Origin of the sequence: Parasutterella excrementihominis YIT 11859 (assembly GCF_000205025.1) — a bacterium.
Lineage (GTDB): Bacteria > Pseudomonadota > Gammaproteobacteria > Burkholderiales > Burkholderiaceae_F > Parasutterella > Parasutterella excrementihominis.
Genome location: NZ_GL883745.1, coordinates 23072 through 43206, shown reverse-complemented (window position 1 = coordinate 43206; position 20135 = coordinate 23072). Strand labels below are relative to the sequence as shown.

Below are 20135 nucleotides of genomic sequence, written 5' to 3'. Positions count from 1 at the left end.
CTTAAGTACCGGGCACTTAAGTGAGCTGTTCATTAATCTTTTCTGCAGATGGTTTTTTGCATTTTCTCACCTAGTTGATTTTCAAGGAGAAATTCAGCATGAATATCAAAATAATCAAAAGTGCCGCTGCAATCACTTGTTTAACGGCAATGTCGGCAGCCGCAGCTAGTTCAGTTTCCGTTTATGGCGTCATTGATACCGGATTCGGCGTCTCTAAAGGCAAAGGACAAGCTGCCAAAGTGCAGGCTATTTCCGGAGGCAACGCCGCCAGCCGGTGGGGTTTAAAAGGACAAGAGGACCTCGGGGGAGGCAGCTACGTTAAATTCGTCCTGGAACAAGGTCTCAAGATTAACAACGGCGAGGGACAAACTTCCGGAGTTCTTTTCGACAGAGACTCTCTTCTCATTATCGGAGGGCGTTGGGGCGAACTTGGATTCGGGCGATCCGGATCACTAATGGGAACGACCGGGTATTTTGGACAATTCCCGAAGATGAGTGCGAACCCGATGGCCTGCAACTATCTTGACGCAGCATTAATCGGTTCGTTAGTTAACTCTGGAATGCTCAACAATTCAGTCACATACCAAGTTAAGCCGACAAACACCCTTACGCTCACGGCACAGTATTCAAACGGCATTTCAACGGACGAAGCCAAGTGGGCCAAAAACAACCATTACTATGGCTTATCCGCTCAATATAAAAATCAGGGATTTAATTTAGGGACCATTTTTACGGTCATTGATTATCGCCAAAGCGGAGCCAATAACGGAGCTGACTCTGATCCGACCTACAACCTCTTCTTCGCCGTAAATCAAACCTTTGATCAAACCCGTGTCCATTTTGATTATCAGCACGTTTGGAATTCCAGAAGTCTCGGAGGAGGCCCAAATGCGTTCTATGCAAAAGATTTAGGTTTCGGTTCGACCGCAGTGGTCAAAGGCAGCAAAAAAGGCTTTCGCTCAGACACATTTGTCATCGGTGCGAGCACACCTCTGGCCGGCGGCAGAATTTTTGGTGCCTTCAAATGGAATGTGGGAAAATGGCAGGGAACCAGTGCGAAGAAAGATGCTGACCGTGACGGCAACCGCTGGGTTGCTTCTCTGAAGTATCAATATCCGCTTTCAAAGCGAACATTGGTTTATGCATTAGGCACTTATGCTCGGGGAACGGGAATGTTCAACAAAGCAGAAGCCAAAGCAACTCGTCTTCTGACGGCTTTTGGAGTCCAGCATAATTTCTGACACTGCAGGAACGTGAGACCGGGGAAATGAAATGAACAGTCAGTACAAGGAAAAAGCAGTAATTCGAATCGTAGACGATGACGAGGGCTTCGGCGATGCGATTCGATTTATGCTCAAAACCGACGGATGGCTGGTTTCTTATTACTCCGAAACCGGGACTTTCCTTAAAAAGGATGATCCCGACGTTCCCGGGTGCATTATCCTGGATTATCAGATGCCGCTCGTCAATGGCTTGGAATTTCAAGACATTCTGGCCCATAAAGGTTATAGACAGCCAATCATTTTTTTAACAGCTCATGCTGACGTAGATATGGCTATCTCGGCTTTCCGCAGCGGAGCCGCAGATATCTTGAAGAAGCCTGTTTCATCAGAAATTTTATTAGAAGCCGTTGAGCGAGCAGTCGAAAGCGATTTTGCATTCCGTCAGAAAGATTTCCGCATTGTGCGTTATCAGGAGTTTTACGATGCTCTCCCACAGAGAAAAAAGCAAATCCTCAACAGCGTCAATGCCGGGTTGATGAACTACCAAATTGCACAGAGGCTTGGTTTAAGCGAACGAACGGTAGAGACTCATCGGGCCAACGCCTATAAAAAAGTAGGTGTCAAGGACCTTCAGCAACTCAAAGAGTTTCTCTCACACGTCGATATTTAACCGGAGCGGTTGGCCGAATCGGCTGACCTACCTCCTCATTCCTTGATTTAACCGCCCGTGACCTTGTCACTGGTTAGGAGAGATTTTGCCCTTTACAAGGCTACCTCTCATTTTTTCAAAGCAATAGTTTTCGAATTCAGTCTTTCAATTATCAAATTTCACTTAAAAGAGGCAACACTATGACACTTAGCAGAAGAAGTCTTTTTAAATATGTCGGCGCCGGTACAGCTGCCCTCACCTCTGTTCCTGTTCTTGCTCAGGAAAAGTCTCCGAAGAATCCATACCTTCCCGAAGTTTGGGATGAAAATTATGACGTCGTAGTCGTAGGCGGAGGCGGAGCCGGGATGGCTGCAGCTCTTCTCGCTTCTCAAAACGGAGCCAAGCCCGTCATTATCGAAAGATTGCCTTTTGCCGGCGGTAATACCATGGCCGCTCAAGGTCAGATTAATGCTGCGGACCCTGTTCGGCAGCCGAAACAAAATATTGAAGATTCTCCGGCTAAGCACGCCGCCCAAACATTGGCCGCAGGAGATTTCAGAGGTGATCCCGCACGCGTTAAGGTGCTCTGTGACAACGCCTATAGCGTAATCACTTGGCTGGAGGGCCTCGGAATGGAGTTTAAGCCGACTGTCCACCAAATGTTCGGAGGACTTTATCCTCGCGCTCACTCTCCCGCTGTACCGAAAGGTATCGGCTATACAGGCGTATTAAGCAAAGCTCTCAAGGAAAGAAACGTTCCGTTTAAATTGGGATACTCCGTCGTTGAGATCTACCGTGAACAGCCTTGGTCCGGCGATGTGATCGGGGTCAAACTGCAAAACAGCAAGGGCCACACCCTTAACATCAAAGCGAATAAAGCCGTGGTCTTAGCCGCCGGCGGTTTCTCGGGCAATCAATACCTCAGAGAGCTGCATGATCCGAGAACCGCGGGTCTCGGTACGGATAACCTTCCCGGCCACACCGGGGACGTAATGCTGGCGGCCAACCGCATTGGGGGCTACTTGGTCGGGATGGATTTCATCCAATCTACTCCGGGCGCCCCCGCAGGCAAAAAACTAAAAATCATTTTGAACTCCAACGTTGACGGTTCCATCTATGTAGACAAACGAGGAAATCGTATTGTCGATGAAGGCGCACGCCGTGACGTGATTCGCGATGCGGTTCTCGGCACACCTGAACGGTATGCCTATACAGTTGTGGACAACAACCAATACAACTCTTATAACAGCGCAGTTCATGATGCCGTGGAACGCGGAATTGCGATTGACGAAGCTTGGACCGCACCGACAATTAAAGAACTAGCCAAGAAAATGGGGGTTGACCCAGAAGGTCTTCAAAAAACTATTGATCGCTATAACAACGTCCTTATTAAGAATAAAGAAGACCCGGACTTCCATAAGGCTCCTCGGAATCTGACCCGAAAAATTGCTCAGGGTCCCTTCTGGGCTTGTTATACCGGAATGACAGTCCACCACACGATGGGCGGCCTCAATACCAACACCAAAGCGCAGGTTCTGGATGCAACAGGAACTCCGATTCCGCGTCTGTATGCTGCCGGTGAAATCACAGGAGGTATTCACGGTACCAACCGCGTGGGCGGTAATGCGCTTCTGGACGTATTCGTTTTCGGAAGAATTGCCGGAGAGAACGCAGCTAAAGAAAGCTCGCGCTAGCCGATCGGTTATATCCGATAACAACGAAATAACTTGAACTTTAATTAGGATCCGGCCTCTTTTTCCAGAGGCCGGCCTCCGGAAGATTCTTGAGAATTTAAGAAAGAGTTGTTTTGTTGAAAACCACTGTCCCAAATAACCGCTCGAAGGCAAAGCCATCATGACCCCTCAAACCATTAAGAGAAGATCAGTCTTAAAAGGAATCCTAGGTACCCTCTCCCTTCCTTCAACAGCCTTTGTTAAGTCAGCTGCAGCCGAGAAAACTTCATTAGACGAGTGGATCGGTTATTCAATATGCGATAACTGCAATCAGGTTCCGTCCTGTGGAATAAAATTTAAAGCTTGCGGAAACATCATTCAGTCCATCGGCAATTGGAGTGAAAATCCTCGGCATGTTCTCTGCTCCAAAGGCCTTTCCACACTACAGAGGCTCTACAACCCGAACCGTCTGCTCTACCCGATGAAACGGACCAATCCTAAAGGCAGCGACGATCCGGGATTTGTGCGCTGCAGCTGGGATGAAGCTTATCGTATTATTGTCGAAAATCTCACCAGAATTAAAGCTAAAGACGGAGCTGATTCTGTGATGTTTTATATCGGCGATCCTAAGGAGCCGCGTCCGCCGATTATGCGTCTTGCTCGCTACTTTGGCTCAGTTCACCTCGGTACTGAGTCCTCGGTCGCTTGTCGGGCGGCTTGTATGCAGGCTGAAATCCTCACGTGGGGACGTCCGTCTCAGGGATCCATGCCGAATGTAAAAACTAAATCTTTTATGGTCCTTGCCTCCAACGTCTGGTCGCGCCCGCTTGGATGGTGGCAATCTCTGACCGCAGCCAAAAAACGCGGCTGCAAGATTATCGTGATTGATACCCGAAACACGAAAACCGCGCAGTTTGCCGATATCCATCTAGCACCAAAAGTGGGAACAGATGCTGCACTCGCTATGGGCATCATCCGTGTTCTTGTCAAAGAAAATCTTTATGACAAAGCCTTTGTCGATAAATGGTGCCACGGCTTTGAAGAACTTAAAAACTATTGTGAGTCTTTTACCCCAGAGCGTACGGAGGAAATTACCGGAGTACCGGCTCAAAAGATCATTGATGCAGCCCGCATGTACGCCGACGGTCCCGGCTCATTTTCTCTGACATCTCAGAGCCTGACCCATAATACCAACGGCGTCAACAATGCTCGAGCCTTACTTCTCATTCCGTGTATTCTCGGTTATATCGATGTTCCCGGCGGTGTTAGTTTTCCGCTTTCACCGAAAGGGCTTCAGGCCTGCGGGATGGGGCTGCAGCCTAAATTCTATGAGGCCAAGTGGTGGAACGCCAAAGCTCAGAAGGACAGACGTCTTGACAAAGACTTTGTTCCGCTTTGGCATGACATGATGATCATGTACAACCCGAATCGTCTCCCGGAATACATTGATGCAGGCAAAATCAAAGCCTTCTGCGGCTGGGGATTCAATTCATTCATTTGGCCGCAGCCTCAGCAGTATCAAGAAGCTTTAAAGAAACTCGATTTCGCTTTCTGCGCCGACTACTTCTATCGAAAAGAAAGCCACAGAGATATGGATCTCATCCTTCCGGCGGCGATGAATTTTGAACGCTTTGCTCCCTTCGGAGTCTACGGATCAAAATTTGCTCCGCGAACTCCGGTTAAGCCGCTGGGTGAGGCCAAAGAAGACTGGAGAATTGCACTGGAACTCGGATGTATCCTGGACGATCCGAAGCACTTTTTCAACGGAGACCCAGTTAAAGCGTGCAACGCCATTCTCAAAGAGTGGGGTGCAGAGTACGAAGCCGCAGTGGCTGCTTTGCCTCAGGTTTCCTCGCTGGAATGCAGAAAGAACGAACCGAAAAAATATGAAAAAGGGCTGCTTAGACCAGATGGACAAGCCGGCTTTAATACTCCTACGGGCAAGATCGAGCTCTTCTCAACACGATGTGCAAAATTTGGTTTCGACGGTCTGCCTGTCTATAAACCGATGATGGAGCCAGACGGCCGTTTCAATCTAAGAATGATCAACGGAGCACGCAAGCCATACATCACGCACTCTAAAACCCGTTCGGATGCTCCTTATTTATTAGAACTCGAAGCGTGCAGCACGATTACTATGCATCCGAAGGATGCTTCTGCGAGGGGTTTGGCAGACGGAGATCGTGTCGAAATTTTCAGTCCCTTCGGAGGGCCGGTGAAGGCAAATTTAGAAGTATCCATTTTGGTTCCCCCTGGAACAATAGACGCTCAGTACGGTTGGAAAGGTGAAGAAGACACGCAAAGACTCGTTCCGAGACAATGGGATCCCCTCTCCGGATATGCGCCGTATTTTGAAGTCAATGTAGAAGTTAGAAAAGTCGGGAGCCAAAAATGAGTCGAATGGGAATTATTGTCAATGTCGATGAATGCATCGGCTGCCACGCCTGTTTCATTGCCTGTAAGCAGGAGAACCAAGTCTCCCCGAATATTCAATGGAATCGGATCCGTAAGGTTGAAAATAGAGAAAAAAACATCATTAATTATTTTCGTGCCTCGTGCCAGCACTGCGAGGATCCGGCCTGTCTAAAAGTTTGTCCGATGAAGGCGGTTTACAAAGGACCTCACGGAGAGATTCTGATTGATCAGGATAAATGCATTGCCTGCAAGGCATGCTTAGCCGCTTGCCCCTATGGAATGCCGATGTTCAATGATCAGAAACTGACAAGTTATTTCGGTGAAAAACAGCCTTTATTCTCACCGTCTAATCCTCCGACCAAAAACGCCCAACCTGGAAAAGCAGAACACTGTACGCTATGTTCTCATCGTCTGGCTAAAGGCAAAGAACCGGCTTGTGTGGAAATCTGTCCGGCAAAAGCGCTGACTTTAGTCGATTTTGACGCGCCTACTGAAAAACAGAAGGCGCTGCTGGCTAAAGCAGTTTCATTAAAGGCCGGAGTAAACACTAAGCCTAAAGTTCGCTACATCTGCAGCAATATGGATTTCAGAGAAGTTGCCCTGAAGTAGCTTTCAAATACTGGGAAATTATTGAGACTTTAATTTGGGCTGCTGCAAAACCGGGGGCCAGGCTTTGCATCAGCCCATTATTTACTCGTCAGGATATACCTGATCGTCGTGGTTAACACGATTCGATCCGAATACCACCTTCACCGCATCTCTAAGATTATCCACTCCGATAATTTCAACGCCGGGAATATCTGCCGCTTTGTTCTTAAGCGGAACAATGATTCTTGTGAAGCCAAGCTTGGAAGCTTCTTTGATACGTTCCTGTCCTCTGGAGACCGGCCTAATCTCACCGCCCAAGCCTACTTCTCCGAAAATCGCGGTCTTACTGCTCACCGCCTGATTCGTCATCGAAGAAACAATTGCGATAAGCACAGCTAAGTCGCTGGCCGTTTCACTGATTTTGATACCGCCGACTGCGTTTAGAAAAACATCTTGGTCATAGGTAGAAAGGGTCACATGACGATGCAAAATTGCAAGAAGCATCGTGAGACGCTGGGCATCGGTACCGACAGTAAGGCGTTTGGGATTCGGGAGCATGGATTTGTCAACCAAAGCTTGAATCTCGATAAGGATCGGACGCGTACCCTCTAAATTAATAAAGGTCACGCTCCCGGCCACACCTTCTCGTCTTTCTGCCAGAAAAAGAGCCGAAGGATTTCTGACACCGCGCAACCCCTTGTCTGTCATCCCGAAAACACCGATTTCGTTGACAGAACCGAAACGATTTTTACACGCGCGAAGAATACGGTAATTCGACTCCGGATCCCCTTCAAAATAAAGAACAGTGTCAACCATGTGTTCCAAGACGCGAGGGCCGGCCATAGCGCCCTCTTTTGTGACGTGTCCGACGAAGATAACGCCGATGCCCTTTCGTTTGGCAATTCTCGTCAGCCGCGCTGCACATTCTTTAACCTGAGAAACAGACCCCGGCGCCGCACTTAAATCTTCGGAGAAAAGTGTTTGAATCGAGTCAATCACAACCCACTGGGGGCTAGTTTCTTCAATGATCGCTTCAATTTTTTCAAGCTGAATTTCGCTGATAAATTTGAGACCTTTAGTATTAACGCCGAGACGCTGAGCGCGAAGCGCAACCTGAGTCGGACTTTCTTCGCCGCTCGCATAAAGGCAAACCTGACCCAAAGCAACCATTTTGCACATTGCTTGGAGCAGCAAGGTCGATTTTCCGATCCCGGGGTCACCGCCGATTAGCACGACGGAGCCTGGAACAAAGCCTCCACCCAGCGCCCTTTCGAGTTCGCTGAAGCCGATTAAGATTCTCGGGCTTTCCTTTGCTTCAATTTCTGATAAGTCGAGAATATCGCTGGTCCCGGCGAGGGCTGTCCTGCCTCTTGCCGAGGAAGCTGCAGTGGCCTGTTCTGCCCGCGCATAACGATTAGAAGACTCCGCTTCGATTCGGAATTCTTTCATCGTGTTGTAGGCTTTACAGGAAGGACACTGTCCGAACCATTTCGGAGCATCGTATCCGCACTCTGAACACACCCATGCGGTTTTCGTTTTGGATTTACTTGCCATATCTATTCTCGAACAATTCGGCTCTATTCTAAAGACTCTAATCTAACCAACAGTGCGACGGTTTACGCCGCAACATCAATTCTTGTCGGTGAAATAATCGCTCAATCAAAAATACATCGTGAAAAAATGATCCTTTACGGTCACGCCTAGGTGAGGACCAGATCTTTCATTCGTCAAAAATAAGGTTCGGAGTAAAATTCAGGTTCAAGATATTTCGAGTAAGCAATAAATGGCAAACCCCTCTATCTCTTTTACCGACAGGTACAGTTCGACGCTCCAGCCGCTGCTCCTGTTGGCTACGGACTACTTGGCTATTATTATTGCCGAGTGGTGTGCCGTCGGAGGCAGGGACATTGTTTTAGAGTTACTCGGAAGAAAGAACGATTGGTTCGAGCTGAACAATTTTTATTTCTACTTGTTTGTACCTCTCATTTTCATGGTTTTCCTCCATTGGGGCAGAACCTATATTCGTTTGCTTTCTATCGGAGAGATGATTCGGAGAACCTTCTACTCGGTAATCTATGCCATTGTCGTCTCTATTGTCGTTTTATTTATCGCGGGGAAAGCTCCTGTCGTTTCGCGCCTTTTTATTGCATTCTTAGGCTGTTTTGTTTTCGTTTTTGTTTGCGGCTCTCGCCTTCTTGTTCGTTACCTCTGTAACCGTGCCAATATCCTTTTAGAACCGACGATCATCATCGGATCCGACGACACTGCAAAACGCGTCTTGAACTATTCCGCGACAAATTCCTTTTTTGGAATCAAAGTCGTAGGAATTATCGATGATAAAATTTCTGGGACCGCCCTCGAAGGAAAATACCCCCGGCTCGGCTCTACGGACAAGGCCGCAAGAATTATCCTTCGGACAGGAGTACAAAACATCCTGATCCTGGCCCCGAGAATGGACAAACGGCGGCTTTACACGCTTATTGATGAAATTTTTCCTCTGGTTAAGAATATTTCCTTCGTACCGGAAACGGAGGAGCTGCCCGTATCCAATATGGAAATGCACAGACTGTATTCTGAAAATCTTGTCGTCATTTCCGTTAAAAATAATCTCTCACGGTGGTACAACCAATTCCTTAAGAGAGCATTCGATCTATCGGTCGCAACCGTCGGGACGATTGCGATTTCACCGATTCTTTTAGGGATCGCCATTGCCATCAAAGCCTCAAGTCCGGGACCGGCCTTTTACGCTCATCGGCGTATCGGTAAAGACGGTATTCATTTCAACTGTTATAAATTCCGCTCAATGGTGGTCGACTCCGACAGGCGCTTACAAGAATATTTGCGGGCTAACCCTGAAGCGGCAAAAGAGTGGGAAGAGACTCATAAACTCAAGCATGATCCTAGAGTGACTAAGATCGGAGCATTCCTTCGTAAAACTTCGCTTGATGAATTGCCTCAGCTTTTTAATGTCATTCGCGGTCAAATGAGTCTTGTCGGCCCAAGGCCTATCGTGGATGAGGAAGTCATTAAATATGACGTCTTCTTTTCCGATTACACAATGGTTAGACCCGGGATGACAGGCTTATGGCAGACAAGCGGTCGAAGCGATACTTCTTACTCTCGACGAGTTCGTTTGGATGCTTGGTACGTCAGAAACTGGAACATCTGGCTTGATATCAGTTTACTGGTCAAAACAGTAAGAGTAGTCCTGTCTTCTCGATCCGGCGCTTACTAACTAATTGAACCCTTTTACTCCGCGATAAACAACGATGAAAATTTGGATTACAGGAGCTTCAGGCATGCTTGGCACTGAACTCGCGTCGAAACTGTCTTCTCATGATCTGCTTCTGACCGGCCGAAGTGATCTCGACATCTCTAACGAAAACGCAGTCCTAAATTTTTGCAAACAAAATAAGCCGGATACCGTAATAAACAGCGCGGCTTTTACAAACGTGGATGCCTGCGAAACAGAAAAAGATCTCGCCTGGATGGTCAACGCATGGGGATGTAGAAATTTAGCACTCGCTTGCAGCACGGTCGGATCTCGTTTAATAAGTATCTCGACAGATTATGTTTTTGAAGGTGACTCTTCTCGACCCTATCATGAATTTGACGTCGCAAATGGAGGTAAAACTGTTTACGGACAGACTAAATTTGCCGGAGAACAATTCATTAGGCAGCTTTGCCCTAATCATTTGATCGTCAGAATCGCATGGCTTTACGGCAACAATGGTAAAAATTTCGTAGATACAATGCTTTCTCTTGCCGAGAAAAATTTAAGCGAGATAAAAGTTGTCAACGATCAAATAGGCAATCCGACAAGCACGTCTGCAGTGACATACCTCATAAAAGACTTATTACGAACTGATTACAAAGGTGTTGTTCACGGTACCTGTGAAGGCTCCGCGACATGGTATGACTTTGCAAAAACCATTTTTGAATTGTCTGGATTACACCAGAAAGTGGTTCCGTGTACATCGAAAGAATTTGTGCGCCCTGCTCCCCGGCCGAGCAATTCTCGGCTGGAGAAAAGGGTCATTCAAATGTTGGGGCTAGCGCCCATGCCTGAATGGAAAGAAGAACTGGCCAAGTACCTCAAAACATCTATTTGAGATATCTGGAATTCTCCTTCAAAACCTCTGGAATGTATGCAGGGATAGTTTTATCCTTTGACGGACGATAAGTTTTGTCCAAAAACTCCAATGCACCTGCGGCGTTGATTAGAACAATCCTATTGGGCTCAACAAAAGCGTCTCTGCTCCATCCTTTGGAGTACACCCAATTCCGGCGCCCCGCTTCCTTCCAGATAGACATTCCGACTGAATAATCTTCCGTGGGGTTTTCACATCCCAGAACCTCAGGCAGCAAGGTCGGTACAAGATCGAGATGTGAAGTCATGTATTCAATGTTGGCAGGTTTCTTACCGGGCCAATGAATCACCAGAGGGACCTTAATTTGAGCATCCGTAAAGTTTCCTCCGTGGCCCCAAAAATTCAGCTTATTGTCATTAAATTCATCACCGTGGTCAGAACTGATAACCACTATCGTTTCATCAAGAAGATGCTTTTCCTCTAAATAATCCAAAACTTTTTGGATGAGGTTGTCGGCGTAACGGACGGAATTTTTGTATCTTGCCAGGTAAGGAGCGGGATCAAAGGAATTATTCAGTTCCATGTGATTAATCGATCCCCAATATGGCTTAAATACCTCGTACTTCGATTCCTTTGGAAAACTATATGCATGCACAGAGTCGAAGAAAATGAAACTAAAGAAGCGGGAGCCGGGTTTGAGAGAAGACTGCCACTTTTCAAAATCTTCTACGGCAAATGCATCGGAATCGACAGCGCCTTTTCCTCTTGGATAGATTGGAAGATTAGAAATCCCTGCAAATATGGACTTATGAAACTCTGGCATATTCAACGGTGCGCCGGCAAAAATCCCTATTTCATAGCCTCTCTTCTGGAGCGCTATTAGCAAAATCCCGGGAGTTCCGCTTGACAGGGAGCCTGTCCAATAATTTCCGGGGAGCCCTGTAAACAATGAAAAAATACCGTGCCTTGTATTATTCCCGTTCGAATAGTGGTTATTAAACCTTGAATTTTTTAAGGCAAATTTCCAGGTATTAGGCATAACTTCTTCTGTCAGCATGTCGTACCGAAGAGTGTCTACAAACAGAAAAAGAATGTTGTAATCTTTTGAGGGCTTACACACCAAAGGATTGAGCGGATAGTTTAATTTTCCGTGTTCGTCTAAAGAGACCTTTCTTGCGTCGATGGCTTTTTTGTCGATTAATCCGAGCTTTTGAAGCTGCGTGTTCATCCTAAGAGGGCGAGCGAGCGGAATCTTGTCAAAAACGGAAACAAGTCGAGTGTTGAAATTAGCAAATCCCCAGGAGTAACAGAGGTTGGAACAACAAAAGCCGGCTAAAACTAGAACCAAAGCCGTGAGCGATAGCTTTTTGAAGGTCGCCAACTTGAAAGATATAAAGGTAAATATCCAAGACAGCAATCCTAAACCTAATATCCAAGCTGCTATTTCAAATATCATCGGAAGAGAAAACGAAATGATTCTTCCGCCTCCGAGGAATGTCATTTGAATCATTGCAAAATTCAAATGTGTGCGGTACAAAGGATAAATAAAAGCGTCGGCAGCCAGGTAGATCAGAAATATCCAATCTAGAAAAATCGTAATTCCAAAGAGAAGTTTTTTATTCTTTCTGAGCAAAGGATAAGCAAGGAATATTGAACCTAAAACTAGCGCAATAAGGGTAAATAAACCGAAGGTATAGCTAGAAAAAATAAGGAGTTGGCCTTTGTCCCAACCAGCAAGAACGCCGGCAGAAAAAATGCTGCGAAGGCCCAAGCAAAGCGATCCTAGGCCTAACAAAAGAGCGTTAATAGTAACAAAAGCGAAATTGAACAAATTACTATCCTTCTTCATAAAACATGTTCGGTAAGAATTATCCTTCAGCACTTTACTTTTGAAATGCTGCCTTTGTCCCTATAACTCTTTATAACCAACAAAGCGTACATATTTTATTTCCAAAACCAGTCTTCAGCTGAAAGTAGACCTCAGTGGACCAAACAGGTAACAAACCTGCCCAACGATGATTGATAGACAAACTCTTGAGCCTCAGACTGAACGATAAAGTTTGGTCTCAAGCTCTAATTTAGGTGAAGAAGTCAAATTTGGTCACAGAGCCTGCCCGGAGAAAACTATCAAATAACTAGAACTTGCCTTGTTGAAGAATCTTGCTTACTACAAGATCGCTTCCTTTATTTGTTAAGTGATTGTCATCATGGTAATAAATCGAATTTACCCCATCTCCCACAGAACAAATTCCCTGATCGCATATTGCCTTTGACGCATCAACAACCGTGACAGACGAAAAGTTCTTTGCAACTTTTCCGATCATTTCGTTGATTTTGGCATCATTATTTCTTCTCTGATCTTCTTGGAAGGTGCAATTTCCTGCAGTCGTTTGCAATGGGCGACTTTTTATACAGTTCTTCGGATTTAATGGAATCTGGGGAACATCTAATACCACGATTACTTTTTTCTTATGCATGATGAGTTCACTAATGGTTTGGGATAGAAGTTTTCCCAAAGTGATTAGATTACTGTCATTTTTGTAATCTAATAACTGGAAGTCTCCTTTTTTGGAATTAACAAAATAATGCCATCGGGCACTCAACACCACCGTCTTTATATCGGGATCGTTAATTACAGTATCCAAAGCCTTACTCATTAAGGGCTGCTTACTGCTTTTTTCGTGTTTTAACGATATTATTCCCTTCACAGGAGGAGTACCTGGATGGCCTATTAGAAGAAACTGCTTGCCCCAATTTTTCTGTAATCCAAAAGCTAGATGGTGTGCGTGAGAATCTCCAATTAAAGCTAGAGAAGGCTGAGAATTTTCAGGGGCCCAACAAAACTCCAAATCTGCAGGACAACCATATTTGACCTTTGCATATTTATTCTGTTTAGGAAAAGTGTTCTTACTAGAAAGAGCCGCGGCAGCGGAGTCTCCTAATCTGCCTGGAAATCCGTCCAGACTTTGGACCAGCAAACCAAGTAAGGTGCAACAGAAAACACAAATTGAGAGAGAAATTGTTAACTTTTTTGTAATTGCTTTCTTTCGGATAGGGGTTTCAATAATGAAATAACTAAAGAGAGAAAGAGCTAAGCCGATTAACAAAAGAAAAAAACAAGTTGGGTAATTAGGGAGATTTCCTCCATTAAGGTTCCTAGCTATTGACAAGAGAGGCCAATGCCAAAGATACCAGGTATAACTGATGAGGCCAACAAAGACAAAGGGACTCGAGCTCAAAACATTTTTATTTATCCAAGAATCACGAAAAATGATAAGTAATAATGTGCCGAAGACTGGAAGTAATATCAAAAGCGGTCTATAAGTCGCATCTCCTGTTGCAAACAGAATACCCGCAGAAATAAATACAAGGCCGGCGACGCTACCGATGGAGTTGCGCTTCTCACGAAGATTAGTCAATAACTTAATTTTACCCCCCCCCTCCCAGTTCCCGTGCTCTTTCTTCTCTTAATTTTGAGGCTATGGGCTGGACCAATCCTTTTGAAGAAATGCTAGGGTTTACTAAAGCAGCAAGAATACATCCTGTACAAAGTTCCCAGAAACGAGTATGGAGAGAAAAGAAAGCAACAATAGATGAAGTTTGACTCTGATAAAGATCGAAACCAAAAGAAACCAGCCATAAGACACAAAGGAGCGGTAAGACTCTTTTCTTTACCTTCCAGAGGATCCAGCAAAGTAAGGGATAGAAAATGTAATATTGTTCCTCAACAGCCAAAGTCCACAAATGCATCAAAGGTTTCATTTCGGTAGCTGTATCCCAATAACCACCGGAATGACGGATAAGGAAAATGTTCTCTCCAAATGCAGATCCATAAATAGTCTGCTTTCCGAGATTTTTGAATTCCTCTGGTGTTAAAAAGAGAGAGCCAAGTAATATGACACCAAGCAAAAGAAAGGCAAGCGCTGGAAATATTCGACGAATCCTTCTCGCGTAGAAATCTAAAAAACTAAATGACTCCTTTTCGAGAGACCTAAAGATAATCGTCGAAATGAGATAGCCAGAAATGACAAAAAAAACATCTACACCAACAAATCCTCCAGGGAGTTGAGTCGGAAAAGTATGAAAAATAACAACCGAAACAATTGCTATCGCCCTCAGACCATCAATATCTGGCCGATAATGAGATGGCTTGATGGGTGGAAGAATCAAGGAAGACATTGGAGTAAGCGATTCAAGACTAAAAAATCACTCTAAGAAAGAGCTGACACGCGCAGAAAACTATCACATAATATTTTCTAAGGCAACTTAACAAGTTACTAGAATCTCCCCTTACAGGCTGCCTATAAACTTTAGCCTAATAATAGTTTTACCGATCACTAATCCAGTTATTTAAAATAACCCTGCGCAAACTTCAAAACTTACTCAAAATAAAGAAAAATTTCATTTAACACTATGGCAGTCCTCCATATTTACACAAAGAACGGAAAAATATATTGCACGGCAAAAGAGCCCTTCCTGGGAAAAGAAAAGCCGTTACCAAACTTACCTGCTTTCTCTGAACTCTTCTCTGGCGGCGTAACTTGCGTTGTCTTTAAACTTCCTTCTCTCCTAAAAACAAGAAACTTTAAATTAATTTGTTTCGCACTGCTTTCTTTTGTACTTAGAAAATACTATAGGCAAAAGATACCTAAATTATTAGACTCTTTCTTAAACAAGCAGAAAGAAAAAGATTTATTCTTTATCGGAGGTTCCGTTGGGGCTGAGTTAATCAAATTCCATTATGCAAAGAAAAATGATGTAGTGGTCGAAGGAGTTGAAACAATCAATCTGATCGCCAAGAGCAACAAAGCTCTAAATAGGCTGATCTCTCAAGTTAAGCCGAAAGAAGTAAAGAAAAGAATTTTCATCGTTGGGCTTTTTTCTCCTGAACTCCTTCGGTACTTAAGAAAAAAATATCCTCTTGCAAATATAGAGGTTAGATACTTTGACATTTTGCGACCAAGTAGAATTAAAGAATTTACTTGGATTAAAAATTTTTCGTTGTCAAACGATATCAAGATCTCTGTGTATGACCAGTCCACTTCCTCTAAATTTGGCATTCCCTATGCCATGAACAAGGTAAACACTTCAAAGCTTATTAATTTCCTGAATGTTAAAAAGAAATACGATGTTTGTTTCTTGGCAGCATATAGCCTAGATAGAGAAAAATCTTTAAGGCCTTTGTTGAGCGCATTAAAAAAGGCCAATTTAAATGTCAAAATTTTACTTGTAGACTATCCCTACTCCGAGTTGGAGGACTTTAAGGTCGACAGAGAGATCGTGTCTTACGAAAACTACTTACGATTAATGAGTGAAAGTCGTGCAGTAATAGATCTCTGGCGATTAGCGCCTGGTGAGGGCTATTCCTTCAGAATATCAGAGGCTCTGACACTCAATTCGAAGATTATTACTAATAGAACGTGCATACTAAACGAGCCTTTTTATGATGCAAGCAGGATGTTTGTTTTTTCCGAGGGGAATGAAATCAACCCTGACGCCATTAAGCATTTTCTCATTTCCCCAATGAAACCCGTCGACAAATCAATTTTTAGCCTTGGAACAAACTGATGAAATTACTAATAACTGGTGGTGCAGGATTTATCGGATCAAATTTCATTCTGGACAGAATAGAAAAAGGAGACAAAGTACTTAATCTGGACAAGTTAACCTATTCAGGTAACCTTGATAATTTGATATCAGTCCAAGACAACGAAAACTACTCCTTCATACAAGGCGATATCGGTGACAAAATCCTAACTCAAAAAATCCTTTCCGAATTCCGTCCGGACGCCGTGGTTAATTTCGCCGCAGAGACGCATGTTGATAGGTCGGTGGTAGATCCTGAATCATTTGTAAAAACGAATGTTCTCGGGACCTCCAACCTCCTTCTAGAGACATTGGAGTATTGGAAGTCACTTTCTCAAGAAGAAAGAACAAGATTCCGGTTTCATCACATCTCAACTGACGAAGTTTATGGATCTCTGGGCTTTAAAGATTCGGCCTTTAGAGAAGACACACCATACGCCCCTAATAGTCCATATTCAGCCTCAAAAGCATCTAGTGACCACTTTGTCAGGGCTTTTCATGAAACCTATGGACTGCCGACCCTAATATCCAATTGCTCTAACAATTATGGACCGAGACAATTTCCCGAGAAATTAATACCTTTGATGATTCTGAATGCCATCGAAGGTAAGCCTTTGCCAATCTATGGAAACGGCAAAAACATCCGTGATTGGCTGCATGTTTCAGACCACTGCGGCGCAATATCCCTCATGCTAGAAAGAGCTATGCCGGGTGAGTGTTACAACGTCGGAGGAAATTCAGAAAAAAACAATTTAGAAGTTGTGGCGGCAATTATCAATGTTCTCGACCAAGAAATGCCGCGCTCAGACGGAAAATCTTATTCTGAACAAATTCATTTTGTGAAAGACCGTCCCGGACACGATCTTCGTTACGCCATTGATGCTTCAAAAATTAAGAAAGATTTAGGCTGGACGCCCAAATTTAATTTTGACCAAGGCATCCGAGAGACTGTCCTTTGGTATTTGAAGAATGCAGAATGGGTAAAAAATGTCAAAAATGGCAATTACCAAGATTGGATCAAGAAAAACTATGAGGAAAGATAAATGAGTTCTTGGAAGGGAATAATTTTGGCCGGAGGCTCTGGTACCCGCCTTGCTCCCCTCACGACGGCCATAAGTAAGCAATTGCTCCCTGTTTATGATAAGCCGATGATCTATTACCCGCTGAGTACTTTAATTCAGATCGGCATAAGAGAAATTGCAATTATTACCACGCCTGATCAGCAGCATCTTTTTAAAAAGCTTCTTTCGGACGGCAGTCAGTTAGGTTGTCATTTTGAATTTTTCATCCAGGAAAAACCTACCGGACTTGCAGAGGCCTTTTTGATAACCGAAGAGTTTATTAAAGACAGCCCTACTTGCCTGGTTCTCGGCGATAACATTTTTTACGGAAACGGACTTATTGACTTAGCTAAGGAGGCCATGTCTTCCCCTGCGGGCGCAACCGTTTTTGGTTATCGAGTAAACGATCCGGAACGGTACGGTGTCGTTGAGTTTGACAAGGAAAACAGAGCTGTCTCAATAGAAGAAAAACCGGAATTTCCAAGGTCGCCTTATGCGATCCCCGGTTTGTACTTTTACGACACGAAAGTGATTAAGATCGCCAAATCACTTACCCCTTCAAAACGAGGGGAATTAGAAATAACAGATATAAATAAAACTTACCTCTCTGAAGGCAGCCTAAGAGTTAAGGTAATAGAAAGAGGCGTGGCTTGGCTCGATGCAGGAACCTTCGAATCACTTTTGCAAGCAGGGTCGTTTATACATGCAGTCCAGGAAAGACAAGGATTAATGGTCGGCTCTCCAGAAGAAGCTGCATGGCTGAACAAACTGATAAACAATGAACGGCTAAAAGAATTGGCTGAACCTCATAAAAAAAATGCCTACGGTCGCTATCTTTTAAATCTAGTCGGAAATAAAAATGCAAATAATTGAGACACCTATTCAAGGCCTCTTAGAAATTCAGCCCAAAGTTTTTGGTGATAAAAGAGGCTTTTTCTTGGAGACTTGGCAAAAAAAACGGTATGAAGAGGCTGGAATCCATTATCAATTCGTTCAGGATAATCGCTCGTTCTCTTCAAGAGGCACATTGAGAGGTCTTCATTTCCAGAAACGTTTCCCGCAAGGAAAACTTGTTTCCGTGATATTTGGGGAAGTTTTTGACGTAGCCGTAGATTTAAGGAGGGGTTCCAATACTTATGGGAATTGGTTCGGCCTTGTCTTAAGCGCAGAAAAATGCAATCAACTATGGATTCCGCCAGGATTTGCACACGGATTTTATGTTCTTTCAGAAACAGCCTTCTTCGAATACAAATGCACTGACTATTATCATCCTGAAGACGAAGCAGGAATCTTGTGGAACGACAAAGACATCGGGGTTGATTGGCCCATACCTCCAGCTTCAACCGTTTTATTAAGTGAAAAAGACAGAAACGGCTTACCCTTTAAAGAAATCTCTTTTAGCGAAAATACCCTTTGATCTCGAAATATCCTTATAACCCTTAGACCTTGACTATAAAAATAATGAATCCTAGTTTGTTCTCTTTCTTTAATCGTGGTGTTGCAAGTATCTTTGCTCTTTCTTTTGGTATAGCCGCAGCTCCGAACGGATTTTGTTCTGATGTCTTCAGAGGAAACGAAACTTTCCAGAGCTTTAATAAAGCAAAAAAAATATTAGAGCATCAGGTGATATTCGATCATCGCGTTACGCTTTATTGCAACGCCCCATTTGATAAAGACAAATGGATTTCTCTTCCCCCTGGTTTCACTACCCAAGTCCATAAAAAAAGAGCTAACAGAGTCGAATGGGAACATGTCGTACCTGCCGAAAACTTCGGACGATTCTTCCCGGAATGGAGGGAAGGTTCGCCAATGTGCACTGATAACAGAGGTGCTCCTCTTAAAGGAAGAAAATGCGCGGAAAAATCAAACATCACGTTCAGGCTGATGCAAAGTGACATGTATAACCTTTTTCCCGTCATCGGCGCAGTTAATGCAGAACGGGGCAACAAAAATTTTGGGCTCCTTTCCGCCTCAGCTGAAAACACATTCGGTTCCTGTGCGATGAAAATTTCAAGCAACAGAGCAGAACCGCCTAAGTACGCAAGGGGCACTATCGCCCGTGCTTATAAATATATGGCTTACGCATATCCAATTTTCAAGTTGAGCAAGGAACAAGAAAGATTAATGGACGTTTGGGACAGGCAATATCCCGTTGAGAGATGGGAGTGCGTGAGAACAAAACGAATTGAACGAATCCAAGGAAATGAAAATCCCTTTGTTAAGCAGCCTTGTATTGAGAAAAAATTGTGGTAGCAATGCTTTAGTCGTGCCATTGTCTGCATAGAGCTCCTTTATTTTCTTTGAAAAAAAACGGTAAGCCTATGAACTCGACATTGAAAAACTTCTAAATAAATGTAAATAAGGGTAAGATAACTGAGTTCACGTGAACAGACACAGCTCTCATAGGAGAATTCCAATGAACAAGACTGAAATGATTGAAGCCGTAGCTTCTGAAACCGGTCTCGCCAAAACAGAGGTCGCAAAAGTTCTTAACGCCTATACCGACACAATCGTGAAGACGGTTGCAGAAGGCGGAGAATATACAGTTATCGGTTTTGGCAAATTCTATGCAAGCCAGCGCCAAGCGCGTACCGGCCGCAACCCATCAACCGGAGTCGAAATCAAGATTCCAGCAGCTATGGTTCCCAAGTTCACTGCAGGTAAGGCTTTCAAGGATGCTGTAAATGCTCCCAAGAAACCTGCCCGTAAGGGAAGAGCCAAAGCCAAGAAATAATTTCTTCTGGTATCTCAAGACCCGGCCTTAAGCCGGGTTTTGACATTTAAGGCTGAAATCTCAAAATTAGAACTCGATAACGCCTATCAATTAGAATGTTGGATTCAAAACTGTC

The 20135-nt window shown here is 44.3% G+C and carries 17 protein-coding genes; 13 read left to right on the top strand and 4 right to left on the bottom strand.

Going from position 1 to position 20135, the window contains the following annotated elements:
• Positions 1-98 precede the first annotated feature (98 nt).
• The 5 genes from HMPREF9439_RS09710 (at position 99) to HMPREF9439_RS09690 (ending at position 6569) form a co-directional block, all read left to right on the top strand.
• A complete protein-coding gene (locus HMPREF9439_RS09710; RefSeq protein WP_040603578.1) occupies positions 99-1241 on the top strand; it encodes a porin in 1143 nt (380 codons plus the stop codon).
• Positions 1242-1272: 31 nt separating this feature from the next.
• Positions 1273-1893, top strand: a complete 621-nt coding sequence (locus HMPREF9439_RS09705; RefSeq protein ID WP_008864703.1) for a response regulator transcription factor — start codon at positions 1273-1275, stop codon at positions 1891-1893.
• Between the two features lie 179 nt (positions 1894-2072).
• On the top strand, positions 2073-3566 hold the full coding sequence (locus HMPREF9439_RS09700; protein WP_008864702.1) for an FAD-dependent oxidoreductase: 1494 nt from the start codon (positions 2073-2075) through the stop codon (positions 3564-3566).
• A 160-nt stretch (positions 3567-3726) separates the two neighbouring features.
• Entirely contained in the window at positions 3727-5940 is a 2214-nt protein-coding gene (locus tag HMPREF9439_RS09695; RefSeq protein ID WP_008864701.1) for a molybdopterin-containing oxidoreductase family protein, read from the top strand.
• On the top strand, positions 5937-6569 hold the full coding sequence (locus tag HMPREF9439_RS09690; RefSeq protein ID WP_008864700.1) for a 4Fe-4S dicluster domain-containing protein: 633 nt from the start codon (positions 5937-5939) through the stop codon (positions 6567-6569). The genes HMPREF9439_RS09695 and HMPREF9439_RS09690 overlap by 4 nt, the downstream gene beginning before the upstream one ends.
• Positions 6570-6650: 81 nt before the next feature.
• Here HMPREF9439_RS09690 and radA read toward each other — a convergent pair whose 3' ends face one another.
• On the bottom strand, positions 6651-8102 hold the full coding sequence (radA, locus tag HMPREF9439_RS09685; RefSeq protein WP_050789289.1) for a DNA repair protein RadA: 1452 nt from the start codon (positions 8100-8102) through the stop codon (positions 6651-6653).
• Positions 8103-8331: 229 nt separating this feature from the next.
• Here radA and wbaP point away from each other — a divergent pair, with 229 nt between their 5' ends.
• A complete protein-coding gene (wbaP, locus tag HMPREF9439_RS09680; RefSeq protein ID WP_008864698.1) occupies positions 8332-9783 on the top strand; it encodes an undecaprenyl-phosphate galactose phosphotransferase WbaP in 1452 nt (483 codons plus the stop codon).
• Positions 9784-9817: 34 nt separating this feature from the next.
• Positions 9818-10660: a dTDP-4-dehydrorhamnose reductase gene (gene rfbD, locus HMPREF9439_RS09675; RefSeq protein ID WP_008864697.1), complete on the top strand. Its 843-nt coding sequence runs from the start codon at positions 9818-9820 to the stop codon at positions 10658-10660.
• Here the strand turns inward: rfbD and HMPREF9439_RS09670 are convergent.
• The 3 genes from HMPREF9439_RS09670 to HMPREF9439_RS09660 form a co-directional block, all read right to left on the bottom strand.
• A complete protein-coding gene (locus tag HMPREF9439_RS09670; protein ID WP_008864696.1) occupies positions 10653-12488 on the bottom strand; it encodes a sulfatase-like hydrolase/transferase in 1836 nt (611 codons plus the stop codon). The genes rfbD and HMPREF9439_RS09670 overlap by 8 nt on opposite strands.
• A 286-nt stretch (positions 12489-12774) precedes the next feature.
• Positions 12775-14058 (bottom strand): acyltransferase family protein, encoded by a 1284-nt coding sequence (locus HMPREF9439_RS09665; protein WP_008864695.1) that lies wholly within the window; start codon positions 14056-14058, stop codon positions 12775-12777.
• Positions 14059-14068: 10 nt separating this feature from the next.
• A complete protein-coding gene (locus HMPREF9439_RS09660) occupies positions 14069-14818 on the bottom strand; it encodes an acyltransferase family protein (protein ID WP_008864694.1) in 750 nt (249 codons plus the stop codon).
• Positions 14819-15052: 234 nt separating this feature from the next.
• On the opposite strand from HMPREF9439_RS09660, the gene HMPREF9439_RS09655 reads away from it, so the two are divergent.
• From HMPREF9439_RS09655 to HMPREF9439_RS09630, 6 genes are all read left to right on the top strand, one after another.
• Complete coding sequence (locus HMPREF9439_RS09655) at positions 15053-16207, top strand: WaaS/CpsH family glycosyltransferase (protein WP_008864693.1); 1155 nt, start codon at positions 15053-15055, stop codon at positions 16205-16207.
• Positions 16207-17268, top strand: coding sequence for a dTDP-glucose 4,6-dehydratase (gene rfbB, locus HMPREF9439_RS09650; RefSeq protein ID WP_008864692.1), 1062 nt, complete (start codon positions 16207-16209; stop codon positions 17266-17268). The genes HMPREF9439_RS09655 and rfbB overlap by 1 nt, the downstream gene beginning before the upstream one ends.
• Positions 17269-18159 (top strand): glucose-1-phosphate thymidylyltransferase RfbA, encoded by an 891-nt coding sequence (gene rfbA, locus HMPREF9439_RS09645; RefSeq protein ID WP_008864691.1) that lies wholly within the window; start codon positions 17269-17271, stop codon positions 18157-18159. It begins immediately after the preceding gene.
• Positions 18146-18703, top strand: a complete 558-nt coding sequence (gene rfbC / locus HMPREF9439_RS09640) for a dTDP-4-dehydrorhamnose 3,5-epimerase (protein ID WP_008811140.1) — start codon at positions 18146-18148, stop codon at positions 18701-18703. The genes rfbA and rfbC overlap by 14 nt, the downstream gene beginning before the upstream one ends.
• Positions 18704-18747: 44 nt before the next feature.
• Positions 18748-19539, top strand: coding sequence for an endonuclease (locus tag HMPREF9439_RS09635; RefSeq protein WP_008864690.1), 792 nt, complete (start codon positions 18748-18750; stop codon positions 19537-19539).
• A 163-nt stretch (positions 19540-19702) separates the two neighbouring features.
• Complete coding sequence (locus HMPREF9439_RS09630; protein ID WP_008811138.1) at positions 19703-20020, top strand: HU family DNA-binding protein; 318 nt, start codon at positions 19703-19705, stop codon at positions 20018-20020.
• The last annotated feature ends 115 nt before the right edge of the window (positions 20021-20135 follow it).

Coding starts and splice junctions, on each gene's coding strand:
- HMPREF9439_RS09710 (WP_040603578.1), top strand. CDS start 99: ATGAATATCAAAATAATCAAAAGTGCCGCTGCAATCACTTGTTTAACG.
- HMPREF9439_RS09705 (WP_008864703.1), top strand. CDS start 1,273: ATGAACAGTCAGTACAAGGAAAAAGCAGTAATTCGAATCGTAGACGAT.
- HMPREF9439_RS09700 (WP_008864702.1), top strand. CDS start 2,073: ATGACACTTAGCAGAAGAAGTCTTTTTAAATATGTCGGCGCCGGTACA.
- HMPREF9439_RS09695 (WP_008864701.1), top strand. CDS start 3,727: ATGACCCCTCAAACCATTAAGAGAAGATCAGTCTTAAAAGGAATCCTA.
- HMPREF9439_RS09690 (WP_008864700.1), top strand. CDS start 5,937: ATGAGTCGAATGGGAATTATTGTCAATGTCGATGAATGCATCGGCTGC.
- radA (WP_050789289.1), bottom strand. CDS start 8,102: ATGGCAAGTAAATCCAAAACGAAAACCGCATGGGTGTGTTCAGAGTGC.
- wbaP (WP_008864698.1), top strand. CDS start 8,332: ATGGCAAACCCCTCTATCTCTTTTACCGACAGGTACAGTTCGACGCTC.
- rfbD (WP_008864697.1), top strand. CDS start 9,818: ATGAAAATTTGGATTACAGGAGCTTCAGGCATGCTTGGCACTGAACTC.
- HMPREF9439_RS09670 (WP_008864696.1), bottom strand. CDS start 12,488: ATGAAGAAGGATAGTAATTTGTTCAATTTCGCTTTTGTTACTATTAAC.
- HMPREF9439_RS09660 (WP_008864694.1), bottom strand. CDS start 14,818: ATGTCTTCCTTGATTCTTCCACCCATCAAGCCATCTCATTATCGGCCA.
- HMPREF9439_RS09655 (WP_008864693.1), top strand. CDS start 15,053: ATGGCAGTCCTCCATATTTACACAAAGAACGGAAAAATATATTGCACG.
- rfbB (WP_008864692.1), top strand. CDS start 16,207: ATGAAATTACTAATAACTGGTGGTGCAGGATTTATCGGATCAAATTTC.
- rfbA (WP_008864691.1), top strand. CDS start 17,269: ATGAGTTCTTGGAAGGGAATAATTTTGGCCGGAGGCTCTGGTACCCGC.
- rfbC (WP_008811140.1), top strand. CDS start 18,146: ATGCAAATAATTGAGACACCTATTCAAGGCCTCTTAGAAATTCAGCCC.
- HMPREF9439_RS09635 (WP_008864690.1), top strand. CDS start 18,748: ATGAATCCTAGTTTGTTCTCTTTCTTTAATCGTGGTGTTGCAAGTATC.
- HMPREF9439_RS09630 (WP_008811138.1), top strand. CDS start 19,703: ATGAACAAGACTGAAATGATTGAAGCCGTAGCTTCTGAAACCGGTCTC.